Origin of the sequence: Actinomadura sp. 9N215, assembly GCF_044326345.1 — a bacterium.
GTDB lineage: Bacteria > Actinomycetota > Actinomycetes > Streptosporangiales > Streptosporangiaceae > Spirillospora.
In genome coordinates this window covers 97,822-115,368 of record NZ_JBIRBA010000033.1, presented here as the reverse complement: position 1 = coordinate 115,368, position 17,547 = coordinate 97,822, and the positions used below count along the sequence as shown (strand labels likewise).

Annotated in this window: 15 protein-coding genes; 9 read left to right on the top strand and 6 right to left on the bottom strand. The window is 69.4% G+C overall.

Features of this window, described 5'->3' with window-relative positions; all coding sequences use genetic code 11:
• Nucleotides 1–178: 178 nt before the first annotated feature.
• From ACH34T_RS38055 to dnaA, 5 genes are all read right to left on the bottom strand, one after another.
• The gene (locus ACH34T_RS38055; protein ID WP_396025843.1) at nt 179–706 is read right to left on the bottom strand and encodes a DUF721 domain-containing protein; all 528 of its coding nucleotides are present in this window, start codon (nt 704–706) and stop codon (nt 179–181) included.
• An 18-nt stretch (nt 707–724) separates the two neighbouring features.
• Nucleotides 725–1,849 (bottom strand): DNA replication/repair protein RecF, encoded by a 1,125-nt coding sequence (recF, locus tag ACH34T_RS38050; protein WP_396025842.1) that lies wholly within the window; start codon nt 1,847–1,849, stop codon nt 725–727.
• Nucleotides 1,850–2,296: 447 nt separating this feature from the next.
• Nucleotides 2,297–3,217 carry a phosphogluconate dehydrogenase (NAD(+)-dependent, decarboxylating) gene (gene gnd / locus ACH34T_RS38045; protein WP_396025841.1) on the bottom strand — a complete coding sequence of 307 codons (921 nt, stop codon included), beginning with the start codon at nt 3,215–3,217 and terminating at the stop codon, nt 2,297–2,299.
• A gap of 282 nt (nt 3,218–3,499) precedes the next feature.
• Complete coding sequence (dnaN, locus tag ACH34T_RS38040; protein WP_396025840.1) at nt 3,500–4,663, bottom strand: DNA polymerase III subunit beta; 1,164 nt, start codon at nt 4,661–4,663, stop codon at nt 3,500–3,502.
• A gap of 674 nt (nt 4,664–5,337) precedes the next feature.
• The gene (dnaA, locus tag ACH34T_RS38035; protein WP_396025839.1) at nt 5,338–7,683 is read right to left on the bottom strand and encodes a chromosomal replication initiator protein DnaA; all 2,346 of its coding nucleotides are present in this window, start codon (nt 7,681–7,683) and stop codon (nt 5,338–5,340) included.
• Between the two features lie 786 nt (nt 7,684–8,469).
• Here dnaA and rpmH point away from each other — a divergent pair.
• From rpmH to ACH34T_RS38005, 6 genes are all read left to right on the top strand, one after another.
• The gene (rpmH, locus tag ACH34T_RS38030; protein ID WP_138650196.1) at nt 8,470–8,607 is read left to right on the top strand and encodes a 50S ribosomal protein L34; all 138 of its coding nucleotides are present in this window, start codon (nt 8,470–8,472) and stop codon (nt 8,605–8,607) included.
• A 34-nt stretch (nt 8,608–8,641) separates the two neighbouring features.
• The gene (rnpA, locus tag ACH34T_RS38025) at nt 8,642–9,001 is read left to right on the top strand and encodes a ribonuclease P protein component (protein ID WP_396025846.1); all 360 of its coding nucleotides are present in this window, start codon (nt 8,642–8,644) and stop codon (nt 8,999–9,001) included.
• A 14-nt stretch (nt 9,002–9,015) separates the two neighbouring features.
• Nucleotides 9,016–9,417, top strand: coding sequence for a membrane protein insertion efficiency factor YidD (yidD, locus tag ACH34T_RS38020; protein ID WP_396025838.1), 402 nt, complete (start codon nt 9,016–9,018; stop codon nt 9,415–9,417).
• The gene (gene yidC / locus ACH34T_RS38015) at nt 9,410–10,450 is read left to right on the top strand and encodes a membrane protein insertase YidC (protein ID WP_396025837.1); all 1,041 of its coding nucleotides are present in this window, start codon (nt 9,410–9,412) and stop codon (nt 10,448–10,450) included. Before yidD ends, yidC begins: the two co-directional genes overlap by 8 nt.
• Nucleotides 10,451–10,487: 37 nt before the next feature.
• The gene (locus ACH34T_RS38010) at nt 10,488–10,973 is read left to right on the top strand and encodes a protein jag (RefSeq protein ID WP_396025836.1); all 486 of its coding nucleotides are present in this window, start codon (nt 10,488–10,490) and stop codon (nt 10,971–10,973) included.
• Between the two features lie 232 nt (nt 10,974–11,205).
• A complete protein-coding gene (locus ACH34T_RS38005; RefSeq protein WP_396025835.1) occupies nt 11,206–11,643 on the top strand; it encodes a hypothetical protein in 438 nt (145 codons plus the stop codon).
• Between the two features lie 204 nt (nt 11,644–11,847).
• Here the strand turns inward: ACH34T_RS38005 and ACH34T_RS38000 are convergent, their stop codons facing one another.
• Nucleotides 11,848–12,312, bottom strand: coding sequence for a DUF6458 family protein (locus ACH34T_RS38000; RefSeq protein WP_396025834.1), 465 nt, complete (start codon nt 12,310–12,312; stop codon nt 11,848–11,850).
• A 965-nt stretch (nt 12,313–13,277) separates the two neighbouring features.
• Between ACH34T_RS38000 and rsmG the strand changes: the two genes are divergently transcribed.
• The 3 genes from rsmG to ACH34T_RS37985 all read left to right on the top strand — a co-directional run bounded on the left by rsmG (nt 13,278) and on the right by ACH34T_RS37985 (nt 16,161).
• A complete protein-coding gene (rsmG, locus tag ACH34T_RS37995; protein ID WP_396025833.1) occupies nt 13,278–13,958 on the top strand; it encodes a 16S rRNA (guanine(527)-N(7))-methyltransferase RsmG in 681 nt (226 codons plus the stop codon).
• A gap of 287 nt (nt 13,959–14,245) precedes the next feature.
• Nucleotides 14,246–15,124 (top strand): ParA family protein, encoded by an 879-nt coding sequence (locus ACH34T_RS37990; RefSeq protein WP_396025832.1) that lies wholly within the window; start codon nt 14,246–14,248, stop codon nt 15,122–15,124.
• The gene (locus ACH34T_RS37985; protein WP_396025831.1) at nt 15,121–16,161 is read left to right on the top strand and encodes a ParB/RepB/Spo0J family partition protein; all 1,041 of its coding nucleotides are present in this window, start codon (nt 15,121–15,123) and stop codon (nt 16,159–16,161) included. The genes ACH34T_RS37990 and ACH34T_RS37985 overlap by 4 nt, the downstream gene beginning before the upstream one ends.
• The last annotated feature ends 1,386 nt before the right edge of the window (nt 16,162–17,547 follow it).

Below are 17,547 nucleotides of genomic sequence, written 5' to 3'. Positions count from 1 at the left end.
ACGCCACCACCGGCCGCGCCACGCCACCACCGGCCGCGCCACGCCACCACCGGCCGCGCCACGCCACCACCGGCCGCGCCACGCCACCACCGGCCGCGCCACGCCACCACCGGCCGCGCCACGCCACCACCGGCCGCGCCACGCCACCACCGGCCGCGCCACGCCACGAGGTGCGTGTTTAGCGGGTGCGCCAGGCGCCGGGGCGGCGGGGGCCGGAGGAGGGGCCTACGACCTTGACGCGGCGGACGGTGCCGTGGCCGAGTTCCTCGTTCAGTCGCCGGACGAGGTTGGACGACAGCAGCCGCAGCTGTGTCGCCCATGTCGTCGAGTCGGCGGCGACGGTGAGTTCGCCGTCCTCGAAGCGTTCCGGGCGGGTGTGTTCTGCGAGTTCCGCGCCGACGATTCCGGCCCAGTTGCCGAACACGCCGCCGACGGCGGCCCGCTGCTCCCAGCCGCGGGACGCCATCAGGTCGCGGATCGCCGCGCCGAACAGTTTGGGGTCACCGCCCCGTCCGGGGTCGCGCACGCGGACGAGCCGTCCGGTCCCCTTGCGCTTGCCGTTCTGTCCGGGGACGGTGCCGCGCTTTATCGCGTCCGCCTTCGCTTGGGCGAGGGCCTCGCGGGCCAGCTCAATACCCGACTTGGCCGGTGGGCCTTCGGCGTCCGGCTCGGGGGAGTTGTGCACACCCTGTGGATCGTCGTTCACGCGCTCGCCCTTTCCCGGTCAGTCGCGGACGATCTGGCCGTCGGAGACGGTATACGAACCCCCTGTCAATTCGGCAGGGACATCGGCGGGGACGGCGGCCGTGATGAGCACCTGCTCGGCCACCGCGACCGTCTCCGCCAGCCTGCTGCGACGTCCTGTGTCGAGCTCGGCGAACACATCGTCCAGGATCAGCACCGGGTCGTCACCATCCGCGCGTAGCAGGTCGAACGCGGCGAGCCGCAGTCCGAGCGCGAACGACCACGACTCGCCGTGGCTGGCGTAGCCGCGCGCCGGAAGCTCCCCCAGCCCCAGGACGAGCTCGTCCCGATGCGGCCCGACGAGGCTCACTCCGCGGTCCAGCTCCTGTTTTCGGGACTCGCCTACCGCGGCCAGCAGCTGGTCGGCCAGTTGTCCACGGTCTGTGGACAACTCGACGTCCCCCAGCGAGCTCTTGTAGTGCAGGTCGGCCGCAACGCTGCCCGGTGCGAGGGCCGCGTAGGCGCGGACGGCGAGTGGACGGAGCGCCTCGACGAGGTCCAGCCGGGCAGCCAGCAGTTCGGATCCGGTGCGGGCGAGATGCGAGTCCCAGACGTCCAGGGTCGCGAGAACCTCCGGGCCAGGGGAGCGCCGGTGCGCGGCCGCCGATTTCAACAGAGCGTTGCGCTGCTTGAGGACGCGGTCGTAGTCGGAACGGACACCGGCGAAGCGGGGAGCGCGGGCGGTCAGCAGCTCGTCCATGAAGCGGCGCCGCTCCCCCGGGTCGCCCTTCACCAGGGAGAGGTCCTCCGGGGCGAACAGGACCGTCCGCAGCATCCCCAGGATCTCGCGCGGCCTGGGGACAGGGGCTCGGTTGAGCCGCGCCCGGTTCGCCTTCCCGGGGTTGATCTCAAGTTCGATCAGTGCGTTGCGGTCGTCCTTCACCAAGCCGGCCCGGACGATCGCGCGCGGCGCGCCATGCCGGACGAGAGGCGCGTCCGTCGCGGCCCGGTGGCTGCCGTGCGAGGCGACGTAACCGATGGCCTCTACCAGGTTCGTCTTGCCCTGCCCGTTCGGGCCCACGAATGCCGTAACTCCCGGTTCGAGCGCGACCTCGGCGACCGGATATGAACGGAAGTCCTGCAGGGAGAGGTGGGCGACGTGCACGAGACACGAGCGTAGAGCCTCCACCACGACCCCAAGAACGCGCCTGCCAGCCCACAGGACACTGAATAGGTCGGAGGCGCCGACGCTCCTGTGGTCGCGCCTTTGCATTCTTCTCTGGCCGCCATGGACGCCGCACAGCCGCAGCCACATCATCAGGCGTCCCCTCAGGTACATCCTCGGTCGTCGGCTCGGTCGGGGGTGGGTGGTGGGCGGAGTGGTCTGGTGGCGGTTCGGCGGGGACGGCATTGGCACCTCCTTTCGTGGCCGGTCTTGTCGGACGCAGGTCGACGAAGGGCTGGTCGGGAGCCGATGCGTGGTGGCATGCGAGCGCCCCGCAGGTTCGTCGTCTGCGGGGCGTTCTTGGCCCTCGCGTCCGACCTCTTCCAGGGTCGGGCATCGCGGGGGAGCGCGGGGCGGGCTGTGAATATGTGGATAACTCGGCGGAGGTCAGACGGCCGGGGGATTGACGTCGGCGCCGGGGGAGTTGCCGTCGCCGACCGCCTCGACGGCGTGGCCGCCGAACTGGTTGCGGAGGGCGGCGACGACGCGCATGGCGGGGGAGTCGTCCTGGCGGGAGGCGAAGCGGGCGAAGAGGGAGGCGCTGATCGCGGGCAGCGGGACGGCGTGCTCGACGGCGGCCTGGACCGTCCAGCGGCCCTCTCCGGAGTCGTTGGCGTAGCCGCGCAGGTCGTCCAGCTCGGGGTCGTCGGCGAGGGCGCGGTTCAGCAGGTCCAGCAGCCAGGACCGGATGACCGTGCCCTCCTGCCAGCTCAGGAATGTCTCCGGCACCTTGGTCACGAGGTCGCTGGCCTCGATGAGCTCGAACCCCTCGCCGAAGGCCTGCATCATCGCGTACTCGATGCCGTTGTGGACCATCTTCACGAAGTGCCCGGCGCCGACCTTGCCCGAGTGGACGAACCCGAATTCGCCCTCCGGCTTGAGCGTCTCGAAGACGGGCATCAGGCGTTTCACGTTGTCGTCGTCGCCGCCGACCATCAGCGCGTAGCCGTTCTGCAGGCCCCACACTCCGCCGCTCACACCGCAGTCGACGAACCCGATGCCCTTGGCGGCGAGCTGTTCACCGTGCTTCTGGTCGTCCACATAGTGTGAATTGCCGCCGTCGACGACGATGTCGCCGGGCTGAAGGACCTCGCCCAGCTTGCGGACGGTGTCCTCCGTGGGCCGGCCCGCGGGCACCATCACCCACACGGCGCGCGGCGGGGACAGCCGTTCGACGAGCTCCTCGACCGAGCCGACGTCGGTGACATCGGGATCGCGGTCGTAGCCGACGATCGTGTGGCCGCCCCGGCGCAGCCGCTCGGCCATGTTGCCGCCCATCTTGCCCAGGCCGATGATCCCAAGCTCCATGAAAACTCCCCTGTGCGTAGCTGTCCGTGCGTGCGCGGCCGCGAGGGCGGCTCCCCCGCGGAACGTCCTCCCCAGGCAGGCCTAGCGAGACCCAGGCAGGCCTAGCGAGACCCAGGCAGGCCCAGGCACCGCCCTAAGCGGGCCCAAGCAGGCCCTGGTACTTGCTTGGGCCCGGCCCAGGCGAGCCTTGGGCAGACCCCAAGCGGGGCTCAGGGCTGTGCATGCCCTGGGGTGAGCCTTTCATCCGGCGTGACGGGGCCTTGGGCGAAAGGCTCGCAAGCCTCACCCGGACAGCCTGACGGGCATGATCAGGTAACGGTAGTTCGGGTTCTCGCCGTCCTGCGGGGGCTTGCCGGTGAGGACGGCCGGCTTCGTCGGGGTCGTGAAGGAGAGCCGCGCGACGTCGGAGCCGATCGCGGTGAGCCCGTCGAGGAGGAACGCGGGGTTGAACGCGATGTCGATGTCGTCGCCCTCCAGGGACGCCTCCAGGGCCTCCACGGCCTGGGCCTCGTCCCCGGTCCCAGCCTCCAGGACGACCTCGCCCTGGCTGAACGAGAGCCGCACAGGGGTGTTGCGCTCGGCGACGAGGGAGACGCGTTTGACGGCCTCGATGAACTGGGCCGTCGGGATCTCGGCGAGGCCCGCGTACTCGCTCGGCAGCAGCGACCGGTACTTGACGAAGTCGCCGTCCAGCAGGCGTGACGTCGTGCGCCGCCCGCCGCCCTCGAAACCGATCATGCCATCGCCGGTGCCGCCCGTCCCGCCGAGCGCGATCGACACCTCCGCGCCCGCCGTCAGCGACTTGGCGGTGTCGGCGAGCGTCTTGGCGGGGACGAGCGCGACGGCGGAGAAGTCCGGCCGCTCCGGTTTCCAGTGCAGCTCGCGGACGGCGAGGCGGTAGCGGTCCGTGGACGCCAGCGTCACGGTCTCGCCCTCGATCTCCACACGGACGCCCGTCAGCATGGGGATCGTGTCGTCCTTGCCCGCGGCGATCGCCACCTGCCCGACGGCCGCGGCGAACTCGTCGCTGCCCACGGATCCAGCGGCCGGAGGCATCTCCGGGAGCGTGGGGTAGTCCTCCACAGGCATGGTGAGAAGTGTGAATTTCGCGCTGCCGCAGCGGAGCATCACCTTCGCGCCGTCCGTCGTCACCTCCACAGGGTGGGGAGGGAGGCTGCGCGAGATCTCGGCGAGGAGCCGTCCGGACACCAGGGCCGTCCCCGCCTCCTCCACGTCGATGTCCGTGGAGACCTGGGCGGAGACCTCGTAGTCGAACGCGGACAGTTTCAGCCGGTCGCTGTTCTCCCCGCCTCCGTCGGCGGTGTCTTCGCCTCCGGCGACGATGTGCATGCCCGCGAGCACGGGCACCGGGGGCCGGACGGGGAGCGTACGCGCGGTCCAGGCGACGGCGTCGGCCAGGGCGTCTCTGTCGATGCGGAACTTCAAGTGGACCCGCCTCCTGCAGGTGTCGGACAAGGGTGAGCTGATCCTGGCACGGCCGGGGCGCTCGGGTCGGGTTGTCCCCAGGCCCTGACTTGAGATGGATCTTTTCTTGAGTAGAGAAGTAGTGCAGTACTAGTAATAGGGGCCGTGGATAGTGTGGACAGACGACGTTTTCCCAGGTGAGGACGGGTTTCTCTGTCCACCGGTGCTGTGCATCGGAGGTGGACGGCGCGGCGGCGCCTGGGGACGGCGAAATCGTCCCCACACGTCATCCTCATGTCATCCCCCGGTTTTCCACGAGTTCTCCACGGGTATGCCGTACGTTTCGGCGGCCTGTGTACACCAAACGGGTGATCGCCGGGTTGGCCCACAGTCCCGTCCCCAGGCTCTCCCCAGGTCCTCCCCAAGTCGTCCACTGGTTTTCCCCAGGACGCCGGGAGCTCGTGGGGCGCGGGTCCACATCCGTCCACTGTTCATCCTCAGGTTCTCCAACGGTTGCCCACCGGGTTATCCACGAAAATCCCCAGAGTTTTCCACAACTTGTGAGTAGCGATTCCGGTTCTCGGGTGAGACGTGCCTTTCGCCGCTTCCGTCCGCCGGACCGGGTGTGGACGAGGCGCGCGCGACCCGTCCACAGGCGTCGTACGGGTCTGTCCACACTGTGCACAAAGCGGCGATCAGCGCTTGCGGGCCTGATGCTTGATGCGCCCGGTCAGCTCCGTGACCTGGTTGTAGATGGCGCGGCGCTCGGCCATCAACGACCTGATCTTGCGTTCGGCGTGCATGACCGTGGTGTGGTCGCGTCCGCCGAACTGCTGGCCGATCTTGGGCAGGGACAGTTCCGTCAGCTCCCGGCACAGGTACATCGCGATCTGCCTGGCGGTGACGAGCATCCGGGAGCGGGACGGGCCGCACAGGTCCTCGATCGTCGTCCCGAAGTACTCGACGGTCTGCGCCATGATCATCGCGGCGGTGATCTCCGGGCCGGAGTCGTTCGGGATGAGGTCCTTCAGGACGATCTCGGCGAGCTTCATGTCCACCGACTGCCGGTTCAGGCTCGCGAACGCCGTGACCCGGATCAGCGCGCCCTCCAGCTCGCGGATGTTCGTCGCGATCTGCGAGGCGATGAACTCCAGCACGTCCGGCGGCGCGGCGAGGCCCTCCTGGCGCGCCTTCTTCTGCAGGATCGCGATGCGCGTCTCCAGCTCGGGCGGCTGCACGTCGGTCGTCAACCCCCACTCGAACCGGTTGCGCAGCCGGTCCTCCAGCGTGACCAGTTCCTTGGGCGGACGGTCGCTGGAGATCACGATCTGCTTGCTGGCGTTGTGGAGCGTGTTGAACGTGTGGAAGAACTCCTCCTGCGTCTGCTCCTTGCCCTCAAGGAACTGGATGTCGTCGACGAGGAGGATGTCGACGTCGCGGTAGCGGCGGCGGAACCCGTCGGCCTTTCCGTCGCGAATCGAGTTGATGAAGTCGTTCGTGAACTCTTCCGAACTCACATAACGGACGCGCGCCCCATTGAAAAGGCTCTGCGCGTAATGCCCGATCGCGTGGAGAAGGTGCGTCTTGCCCAGGCCGGAGTCGCCGTAGACGAACAGCGGGTTGTACGCCTTGGCCGGTTGTTCGGCGACCGCTACGGCGGCCGCGTGGGCAAACCTGTTGGACGAGCCGATGACGAACGTCTCGAACGTGTACTTGGGGTTCAGGCGGGCGTGCTCGGACGCGCCAGAACCCGCGGTGCCCGCCGCCCCTCCCGCGGGCGCCGGGGCGGCAGGGCCGCCGGGGCCGCCGGGGCCATGGCCAGCAGTGCCGGGGCCGGGGCCGGGGCCGGTGGGGCCGCGGGAGTCGGGAGGCTCGTCGTCGCGGAACGCGCTCTCGCGGTAAGGCTCTTCGCCGCGATACGGCTCACCCCCGGCGCCATACTGCTCGGCGACTGCGCCTCCGCCTCCGCCGTACTGTTCGGGACCGGCACCGTACTGATCGGTGCCTCCGCCTCCGCCTCCGCCGTACTGCTCGCTGGCGCCACCGCTGCCGTACTGTTCGGGCCTCGCGTACGGCTGCTCTCCACCGGTGAAGGACGAGTCCGCGCCCTGGAACGTGTTCTCTGTGTGCCCCAGCGATGGCTCGTTCCCGCCGTGCTGGGGTTCGCGACCCTGTGGCTCTGCACGACCCCCCGGACGCGGGCGTCCGAGCGTGCGGTCGTTCAGATGCGAGTGCGAGGCCCGTCCTGGGGGCTCTCCACTGAATCCCTCCGGTGCGCCATGCCCCGGATAGCCTTGCGGGCCTCGTCCCTCGAACGGGCCTGGGCCGCGTCCACCCGGCCCTGGTCCTGGCCCAGGCCCCGGCCCTGGCCCTGGCCCTGGCGTTGAGCCTGGGCCGTAAGCGGGCGGACGGGGAGCGGGCGGATAGTTTCCACGCTCGTCATCCGGAGCCTGTGGATAACTTCCGGGCGAACCCGGGCTGTGGGTAACTCCCGACTGCGGCCGGTACCCCGGGTCGCTGTACGGCTGCTCCGGGTACGGACGGTCTGACGGCTCGCCGTAGGGCTGGTCTGTGTAGGGACGATCCCGGTCCCTTTCCCGGTCACGGTCTCTGTCCCGGTCGTCGTGCGGCCGTTCGGAGTAGGAGTCGCCATAAGAAGGAGCGGGTTCGTGCATCCCCAGCCCTGCTCCGGCCCCTGGGATCGGCGCGGCCAGCGGCTCACCCACGCCCGGCCTGGACGCCCCTCCAGGCCCAGGGCCCGGACCGGTGCCCGACGACAGGGGCGGCTCCGGCTGGACGGTCACCGCGACCCGGATCTCCCTGCCCAGCTCGTGCGAAAGGGCCTGCGTGATGAGGTTGCGCAGCCGCGTCTCCAGCGCGTCCTTGGCGAACTCGTTCGGCGCCGCGAGGAGTGCCGTCCCCTCCACCAGCGCCAGCGGACGGACCATCGGCAGCCATGCGCGGTAGCTCGGAGACAGATCGCTCTCGGACAGCGCGGTGAGGGTACGGGCCCAGACTGATCCGAGATCCTGACCGTCCATGCGCAAGGTCCCCTCTCCCCCTCCGTCCGACGGAGTACCTGACTGCCCCGGTACTCCCACAGGACGCGATCGGCCTCACATGGCACGGCCGCGACGCGGAAGACTTACTCTCTCACGAGTTGTCCACAGAGTTGTCCACATGCTGTGCATAGGCATGGAGCACCCTGTGTAAAACCCGTGACGCGGGTTCCTACGAGCGAGGTCGGGAAGCGTCCGGCCTTCGCACGGCCGGTCCGGGTGTGGTTCTCGAACGGGGGATGAGGGGCAGAACACCGACATGGATCGACGAATTCGTCGAAAGAGCGTCGGTTCGCCCGGTCGACCCTAACCGCTGCGGCCCACACCCGCAACACGGCCAGTCCGTGAACGTGGCCCGTCCCGTCCGTCACCCGGACCGCCGCCAACCACCCGCCCGCGCCGCGCCGCCCGCGCCACCCGGCTGCGCCACCCGGCTGCGCCACCCGCCCGCACCGGCTCGCCGCGCCGCCCGTCCGCGCCGCCACCCTGGTCCGCCCGCGCTGTCCGCCCGCGCTGTCCGCCCGCGCTGTCCGCCCGCGCTGTCCGCCCGCGCTGGCCCTGCCGCGGTCGCTCCGTTTGACCGGGTGCGCTGGAGCCCGTAACGTGCTGAGGTCGAGTCGCATCGACGGAGATGACGCGTGCCCGCCGGCAGCCCCTCCAGGCAGGCTCGGGTGGGCCCCCGCTGCGGGGGACCGGACGCGCCCCTCGATGCGAGTTGCCGAGCCTTTGCAGACGAACCGACCGCAGACCGCAGCACTGGAGCCTCAAGTGAGCAAGCGTACTTTCCAGCCGAACAACCGTCGTCGCCACAAGAAGCACGGCTTCCGGCTGCGCATGCGCACCCGCGCGGGCCGCGCGATCCTGTCCAACCGGCGCGGCAAGGGCCGCACTCGCATCGCGGTCTGATCCACCGCTCACTGTGCTGCCGTCCGGAAACCGGATGCGGCGGCGGGACGACTTCACGTTGGCCGTCCGTCGCGGTCGCCGCGCCGGACGGCCGACTGTCGTGGTTCACCTGCTTCACCCGGACGAGGCGCCCGACAGGACCGCAGGCGGGGCAGCCCCGCCGCTGGTCGGGTTCATCGTGGCGCGCACCGTGGGGAACGCCGTCGTCCGCAACACCGCGCGACGCCGCCTCCGCCATCTGATGCGCCCGCACCTGGACCGCCTCCCAGCGGGTAGCCTGCTCGTAGTGCGCGCCAACCCCCAGGCGGGGACGGCGCGTCCTGACGAACTGGCCGCGGATCTGGAGTCGGCGCTCGACCGGCTGCTGCGGCCCGCGTCCAAGGGGCGGAGATGAGGAGTCGGCAGGGGATGGCTTTCCCCCCGCATCACCCGGTGGGGCCCCCGGGCCCCGTCGCGACGCTGCTGATCCTGCTCGTCCGCGCCTACCGCCGCTTCTTGAGTCCCCTGCTCGGGCAGCAGTGCCGTTTCCAGCCCAGTTGCAGTGCGTACGGCCTGGAGGCGCTCCAGGTGCACGGGGCGCTGCGCGGCACATGGCTGACGGCCCGCCGGATCGCGCGGTGCCACCCCTTCCACCCCGGGGGTCACGACCCGGTGCCGCCGAAGAAGCCGTCCAGGACGCACTTCTCCGAGGGACCTGGAGGGACGTCCCGGACGTCCGTCCAGGAGCGATCCGCGGCGGCTTCCTCGAACTCCGGCCGCGAGGAGAGCGGCCCCGCCCTAGCAGAGCCCAAGGAGCTGCCCGGTGCTTGACTGGTTGTACGAGATCGTCGCTCAGCTCATCGTGTGGATTCACACCGGGCTGAGCACCGTCGTCCCCAAGGACAGTGGATGGGCCTGGGGCGGCTCGATCATCCTCCTCACCGTCCTGCTGCGCCTCATCCTCGTTCCCCTGTTCGTGAAGCAGATCCACGCTTCGCGGAAGATGCAGGAGCTGAATCCCAAGGTCCAGGCGCTACGCAAGAAGTACAAGAACGACAAGCAGCGCCTCAACCAGGAGGTCATGAAGCTCTACCAGGAGAACGGCGCCAACCCGCTGTCGGGCTGCCTCCCCCTCCTGGTGCAAATGCCGATCTTCATCGGCCTCTTCCAGACGCTGAAGAAGGTCTCGGACGCCGAGCCCGGCGAGCGCGTCTTCTCCATGTCGGCCGACCTGGTGCACAGCGCGCAGAACGCCCCGATCTTCGGGGCCCATATCCCCGACACGTTCCTCAACGCGTGGGGCGCCGACCCCAAGAGTTGGACGGCCATCGTCGTCACCGGCATCGCCGTGGTGATCAGCTCCTGCACGACGTTCTTCACCGTCCGGGCGAGCATGAAGCGCCAGCCCGTCACCGATGACGCCAACCCGATGGTGCAGGCGCAGAAGATGATGGTCTTCCTCGCGCCGCTGTTCGGCCTCTTCGGACTCGGCTTTCCGCTGGGCGTGCTCATGTACTGGGTCACGTCCAACACCTGGACGCTGGCGCAGCAGCACTACATCTACAAGAAGTACCCGCCGCCCGGTAAGGACGGCGAGCCCGCGACGACCACGTCCGGCTCCGGCAAGTCGGGCACCAAGACCGGGACGAAGTCGAGTACGAAGGCGGGCACGAAGCCGGGCGCCAAGAGCGGCGCGAAGGCCGCCGGCTCGAAGAACGGCCAGACCTCGTCGGGCATCAAGGCCAAGCTGAAGAAGGAGCCGGTGCCGGAGCCCGAACCCGAGGTGGACGACAAGCCGAAGGTCGTCCGCAACCAGCCGACCCGCAAGCCGCGCAGCAAGCGCAGCGGGACCCAGAAGCGCTAGTTTGAACCCCGAGCACGTGCCGGAGAAGGAGACCCCGTTGAGCCAGACCGACACCACCGAGGTAGACGTCCAGGCGCTCGAGCAGGAAGGCGAGATCGCCGCCGACTACATCGAGGGCCTGCTGGACATCGGTGACTACGACGGCGACATAGATATGGACGTCGAAGGCGAACGCGCGATCGTCGCCGTCGTCGGCGGAGCCCTGGACGAGTTGGTCGGCAAGCGCGGCGAAGTCCTGGAGGCGCTGCAGGAGCTGACCCGGCTGGCCGTCCACCGCCAGACGGGCAACCGCACCCGGCTCATGCTCGACATCGGCGGCTACCGCGAACGCCGCCGCGCCGAACTGACCAAGCTCGGCACCGACGTCGCGGACGAGGTCAAGCAGGCGGGCGAGCCGAAGCCGCTCGCCCCGATGACCCCCTTCGAGCGCAAGGTCGTCCACGACGCGGTGGCCGCCGCGGGCCTGCGCAGCGAATCCGAAGGCGAAGAGCCCGACCGCTACGTCGTCGTCTACCCCGCCTGACCGAGCTTTCCCGCCTTTTGACGGCCCTGCCAGTGTCTTTCCTGGCGGGGCCGTCTTCTGTTGTGGACACGACACCGCCTTCGCTGGAATCTTCCTGCTCGGCCACGACGCAATGGCCCATGACTCGCACTTGACCCCGTTGTGGATTGGTGGCAAAGTTGCGTCCGCACCCCGCATTTGAGAGCCGAGTCACCGAATGGATTCGGCGAGTTCCCATCTCGGGAGGGGTTGCATGCCAGGTAAATCATTGCTGGCGCGAACAGTAATCGCGGCGATCGCGTCGATCGGGGCCCTGGTCTTAGCGATCGGCCTCAGTTCGCCGGCGGGCGCCTCGGTCAAGCGGCAGACCTGCAGGAACGCCTACGTGTCCACGACCGGCGCCTGGGGAAGCGCCCGGATTTGCTGGACGAGTCTCGGTGGACGCTTCTACAAGGCTTCGGCGAACGGTACCGTCAAAGACACCAAGGGCGACGGTAAGCGTGCGGCGCTGTTCGTCCACACCTGGAACAAGAAAGGCCGCAGTTGGACGCCCCGGCTGGCACTCGCCACCAAGAAGGGCCAGGTGCGGTACGGGAAATGGTCCAACTCGAAGGTCAAGCACGGCGTCTACATCTATGTCTGCCGGGTCGACCGTTTCAACACGACGTACAACTGCAGTAGGAACGGCTGACTCCTAGATCGTTGATGGAGTTTCGGGGAGCCGCGGTCAATGGTCGTGGGCGGTCGGGGATCGCATGGAGTGCGGTCTGACGGGCGTCCAGAGTTGTCCTCACCCCCCGAAGGCATGGGAGGGCCCCGCGCCGGGTGGGCGCGGGGCCCCTATTGCTCGGTGTGCACCGCCGCCCAGCACACCGAGCGGACCGGTTCGCCAGGGTCAGCGGGTCGTCCGGCGCCACCTGCGTCGCTGCGGGACGGGCCGTGCGTGCGAATCGATGATGGACGGGCTGTTCTCCTCGGCGGGATCCTGCGCGTGCGCCGGATCCTGGGAGAACGAAGGGTCCTGTGCGACGTGGCCATGGCGGACACCCTCGTCCGCCGGATGCTCGATCACACGTTCGACCCGCTCCCCTGGACGGCCGACGGGAGCGGGGTCCTCGATGATGTGCTCCTCGCGGACCACCGTGCCCGGCTCGTCCCCGTAGGCCGGGTCCGCCCCGACCACACGGCCGGCGCGGCGCCGCGGTCGCGTGTATTTGAGGGTGAAGCCCATGCTGATCAGCCCCACCATGATGAGGATCCAGCCGACCAGGTGAATGTCAATGCCGCTCAGATCGACGCGGAGGGCGAACGCGAGGATCGCGCCGAGAGCGATGAATGCGAGACTGACTCCGATTCCCATTTGTCGGAGCTCCTTCCGGGGGACATCGGGGCGACAGTGCGCCCTCTACCCGACGAGCCCGGGATATGCAGCGGGTCATGTGGTTCTCGCCATAACGCAAGCCTCGTCCAACCCTCGCCCCTCCGACGCCGCACCGAGTTGTGGCCCGACGCGGTTCCGCCTCGGCGGTATGCGCGGACGCTTCCTCCCCGGGCGCTGCATGAACGGTGTGCCAAGTCGGCATGGGGGCAGGCGCGGTGCTGGTGCTGCGCAAAGAGAAAGAGGAAGGTGGACGGGGGACGCTGCGCGGGGCAGTGCCCGGGGATGATGCCGATGACAGTGTGCGGCCTGCCCGTGAGCGGCTTCGTGCGTGCATCACGCCGCGCGGCAGCGCGAGGAACCTGGGGGCCAGTGCGCAAGGCCATGTGCGGAGGGGGATTGCGGGGGCCTGCACGCCGCTGTGCCAGGTGCTGTTCGGGAGGAGCGTAAGCAGTACAGCGCGCGGGGGTTGCATTGAGGTGCTTCACGAGGACGTTGCGATGGGAACGGGTGCGGTGGGGTCGGGTGCGATGGGGACGGTGCGTGGGTGGGGACGGTGCGTGGGCGGGGACGGTGCGTGGGTGGGAACGGTGCGCGGGCGGGAACTGCGCGCGGGCGGGGCGGGTGCGTGGGTGGGGCGGCGGCCTGGAACGGGATTGCTCTGATCGGCCACTACTCCGGCTTTCCGGCGAATTTCGTCCATTCAGCTGGGAACTTCTCCGCGAACGCCGCGTAGGGACGCTGTGTGGGCCGTCGTGCTGGGGAGGGTGTGCGGGGCGTTGAGCTGAGACCGGGGGGTCGGGGCGTGGTCTGGGGTTGCGTGCGGGTTCGTTCGGGGGCGGGGTTGGGACGAAATGTCGGAACGTTGAGTCAGGGAAGGCACGCGGGGCGTTGCGGGGACGTTGCGCGTGCACGGCTCTGCTGGTTTATGTGGAACGATTCGTCTGGTGGGGATTGGACGTGAGGTCGTCTTCGGTGACGCGCTACCGGTCGCGGAACGTTACGCGGCGTTCCTTGAGACGGCCGGGGTCGAGCGCGGGCTCATCGGCCCGCGCGAGGTCGATCGTCTCTGGGAACGCCATCTGATCAACTGCGCGGTGGTGTCGGAGGTGATTCCGGCGGACGCGCAGGTCGTGGACGTCGGATCCGGGGCGGGCCTGCCGGGCGTCGTCCTCGCGATCGTCCGTCCCGATCTGCGGATCACCCTGCTGGAACCGCTGCTGCGGCGAACCACGTTCCTGAACGAGTGCGTCGAGATGCTCGACCTGCGCAACGTCGAGGTGCGGCGCGGACGAGCCGAGGACCTGGCCGGGGAGATCACGGCGGACGTCGCCACGGCGCGCGCTGTCGCACCTCTCCATCGCCTCGCGACGTGGGCGCTGCCGCTGCTGCGGCCGGGCGGCGAACTGCTCGCACTCAAAGGCGAACGGGCCGCGGCCGAATTGGAGGAGGCGGAGCTCGTCCTCAGGCGGCTCGGAGTACGGAGCACGGAACTGCTTCAAGTCGGGCGCGGTATGGTCGATTCTCCGACGACGGTCGTCCGCGTGGTCGCGGGCCGGGTCGAGGTCGTCGGGCGACGACAGCGCGCACCCCGGCGCGCAAAAGGGTCGAGGAAGAGGTCTTCATGAGCACGGGACCAGGGCTGGGCAGGCCTGACCGCGCCGACGAATCCCCCGACGAACAGCCGTCCGGCCTGGGCGGACCCGGTGCGGACGCCGCGCGCGCGACGTCCCCCGCCGGAACGCGGGGGGAGGCGGACCCGGGCACCGCGCCGGGGACCGCCCCCTCCGGACACGCAATGTGGAGCACCACAACGTCCGGAACCGCGGAGAACGTCGGCTATGTACCGACGAACGCCGGCGGCGCGCAACCGCCGGGTCCGCGCAAGGGACCAACTCAGGGGGAGTCAGAACTCGTGCGCGAGGCGCTCAAGGACGCCAAGGTTTCACATGAAACAACGGCCACCGCGGTCAAGCCGATACCGGGCCGCAGAGGCAAGGAGTGGCCGCGGCCGGACAGATGCCGCGTCATCACCATCGCCAACCAGAAGGGCGGCGTGGGCAAGACCACCAGTTCGGTGAACCTTGCCGCGTCCCTCGCCATGCACGGCGCGCAGGTACTCGTGGTGGACCTCGACCCCCAGGGCAACGCCTCCACCGCCCTCGGTGTCGAGCACCACGCGGAGATCCCCTCGATCTACGACGTGCTGATCGAGGACATGGCGCTCGCCGACATCGTCGTCCCGGCCGCCGAGATCCCCAACCTCTACTGCGCGCCCGCGACGCTCAACCTCGCCGGCGCCGAGATTGAGCTCGTCTCCAAGGTGGCGCGCGAGTCGCGGCTGCGGCGGGCGCTGGACGCCTACGACACTGACAAGTTCGACTACGTCCTGATCGACTGTCCGCCGTCCCTCGGTCTGCTCACCGTGAACGCCCTGGTCGGCGGGGACGAACTGCTCATCCCGATCCAGTGCGAGTACTACGCGCTGGAGGGCCTCGGGCAGCTGATCAGGACGGTCGACCTCGTCAAAGCGCACCTCAACCAACAGCTGAAGGTGTCCACGATCCTGCTCACGATGTACGACGCCCGGACACGCCTCGCCGCGCAGGTCGCCGAGGACGTTCGGAACCACTTCGGCGACGTCGTCCTCAACACCGTCATCCCGCGTAGCGTCCGGGTCTCCGAGGCCCCGAGCTACGGGCAGTCCGTCATGACCTACGACCCCGGTTCGAGCGGCGCGCTCGCCTACAGCGAAGCCGCATCCGAAATGGCTTATGGAGGATCCGTCCAGTGAGCCAGCAGCGACGCGGCCTCGGCAAGGGACTCGGCGCCCTCATTCCCACCGCCCCGCCTCCGCCGACGTCCACCGAACCGGGCAGCGCGGGCGAGCCGGGATTCCCCGGCGGGCCGGGAGCGTCCGGGTCGTCCGGATCGTCTGGGTCGAGCGGACCGAACGGACCGAACGGCGCCGCCTCGTCCGACGTGGCACTGGAACCTGTCGCGGGCGCCCATTTCGCTGAGCTTCCCGTCCGTTCCATCAGCGCCAACCCGCGTCAGCCGCGCGACCACTTCGACGACGAGGCCCTGGATGAACTGGCCGAGTCGATCCGCATCGTCGGGCTGCTGCAGCCGATCGTGGTCCGCAAGGCCACGTCGGGCGAGCACGACTATGAGCTGATCATGGGCGAGCGGCGCCTGCGGGCGTCCAGACGAGCCGGTTTGGACGTCATCCCGGCGATCGTCCGCGACACCGGTGACAACGACCTGCTCCGTGACGCCCTCATGGAGAACCTCCACCGCCAGCAGCTCAACCCGCTGGAGGAGGCCGCCGCGTACCAGCAGTTGCTGCAGGACTTCGGCGCCACGCACGAGCAGCTCGCCGGACGCATCGGCCGGTCGCGTCCGCACATCACCAACACGCTCCGCCTGCTGAACCTGCCGCCGGCGGTCCAACGCCGTGTCGCCGCGGGAGTGCTGTCGGCCGGTCATGCCCGCGCGCTCCTCTCGCTGGACAGCGTTGAGGCGCAGGAGCACCTGGCGCAGCGGATCGTCCAGGAAGGCCTTTCCGTACGCGCGCTTGAGGAGCTCATCGCGCTCCGCGAGGTCGACGACGAACCGAAGGCGCCGCGCCAGGGACGCCGCAAGAAGCCGGTCGCCCCAGGACTCAAGGAGCTGGCCGACCGCCTGTCCGACCGCTACGAGACCAAGGTTCGAGTGGACATGGGCCGCAACAAGGGCAAGATCGTGGTCGAGTTCGCCACGCTCGAAGACCTGGACCGCATTATCAAATCCATGGTTCCCGAAGAGGACGGCGCCGGCGAGGACACCTGACGTCCTGGAATCCTCAGCGCCCCGGCGGACCGGCCCTAGCGGCTCCCCGGGGCGCTTTGCTTTGCCGAAGCCGGATGTTTCACGGGAAACATCCGGCCCCGGCCGCCCGACCGCTCTGTCGCCCACCTGTTCCGGTGGGGCTCTCGATGAGGCGCTCGCGATCGACGAGCGGGCGTCGTCCAGCCGTCCTCGTCGCTCGATTCTCCCGTCGCGCGGACGAGACCTTCCGGCTTTACTGTTCGCCATGGTGGTGGCAGCTGAACGCCGCGATGTGAGCAAGCCGATAGGGACGACGGCAACGGGCCACGGATACCAGGGGGCCCGGCGACCGCGCTCGCGGCGAGTTCGTGCCCCAGAGCGGGGCTGAACTCCGAACCACCCCTCCACGGCTCATGGATTCAGAACCTTCTCGCGATCGCGCCCCTGAGCTGATCCCGCGTCGGGCTCAGGCATCTCACGGCCAATGTTTCACGTGAAACGGTGTCGCCAATTCGGCAGCCAAGGACGCCGTGGTGATGGAGCAGGCGATCCCCAAGGCCGAGAGGCGCATGAGCTCGACTCTGGCGGAGAGGCCGGATCGTCGACTCCACACGCGGCCGACAATGGCAACCTAGCCGCCCCAATCTCTTCGCAACGCTTGGAACGAGCAGCCCGCCCTGCCCGTCATCGGACGCCGAGAGCGTGTCAGGCAGGCCCATCCTCTCTAGACCCGTGACCCTAGGCCGGCACACCCTCGGTCTTCGCTCCTTTGCAGGCGTCCCTGAATGCGTCGCTCCCCCAGTGGCGTTCTGTGCGCGGTCGCTCATCTCCAGCCGTACTGGCCCCCAAATTCGGGACGCAGATCCTCACCCGAGAGTGGCCTGGACCCGCCCGAGGCGTTCTTCTGGGTCACCGTCGCCGCCACCGCCACCGCCACCGCCACCGCCAGGGCCAGCGCCAGGGCCAGCGCCAGGGCCAGCGCCAGCGCCGTCGCCTGCTGCGCCCGCGTCCCCTGCCTGTCGCGTCCCCCGCCCGTCCTACGGTCCCTGCCCGTCCTACGGTCCCTGCCTGTCGCGCGTCCCCTGCCCGTCGCGCGTCCCCTGCCCGTCGCGCGTCCCCTGCCCGTCGCGCGTCCCCTGCCTGTCGCGCGTCCCCTGCCCGTCGCGCGTCCCCTGCCCGTCCTGTGTCCCCTGCCCGTCCTGCGTTCCCGCCCGTCCTACGTCCCGGCCGTCCTGTGGCCCCCGTCCGTCCTGCGGCTGCTGACTGCCCTCCGGACTCCTCGCGGGTGAGGCTCCGGCCACTCGAACTCTGTGGCGCTCGTCTCCCTGGGCCGGCGCTGGGGAGCTCGCCAAGATGTCTGAATGGTGGGCTGTCCGGGGGTGGCGGTGCGATGGGGCGTGGTGTTCG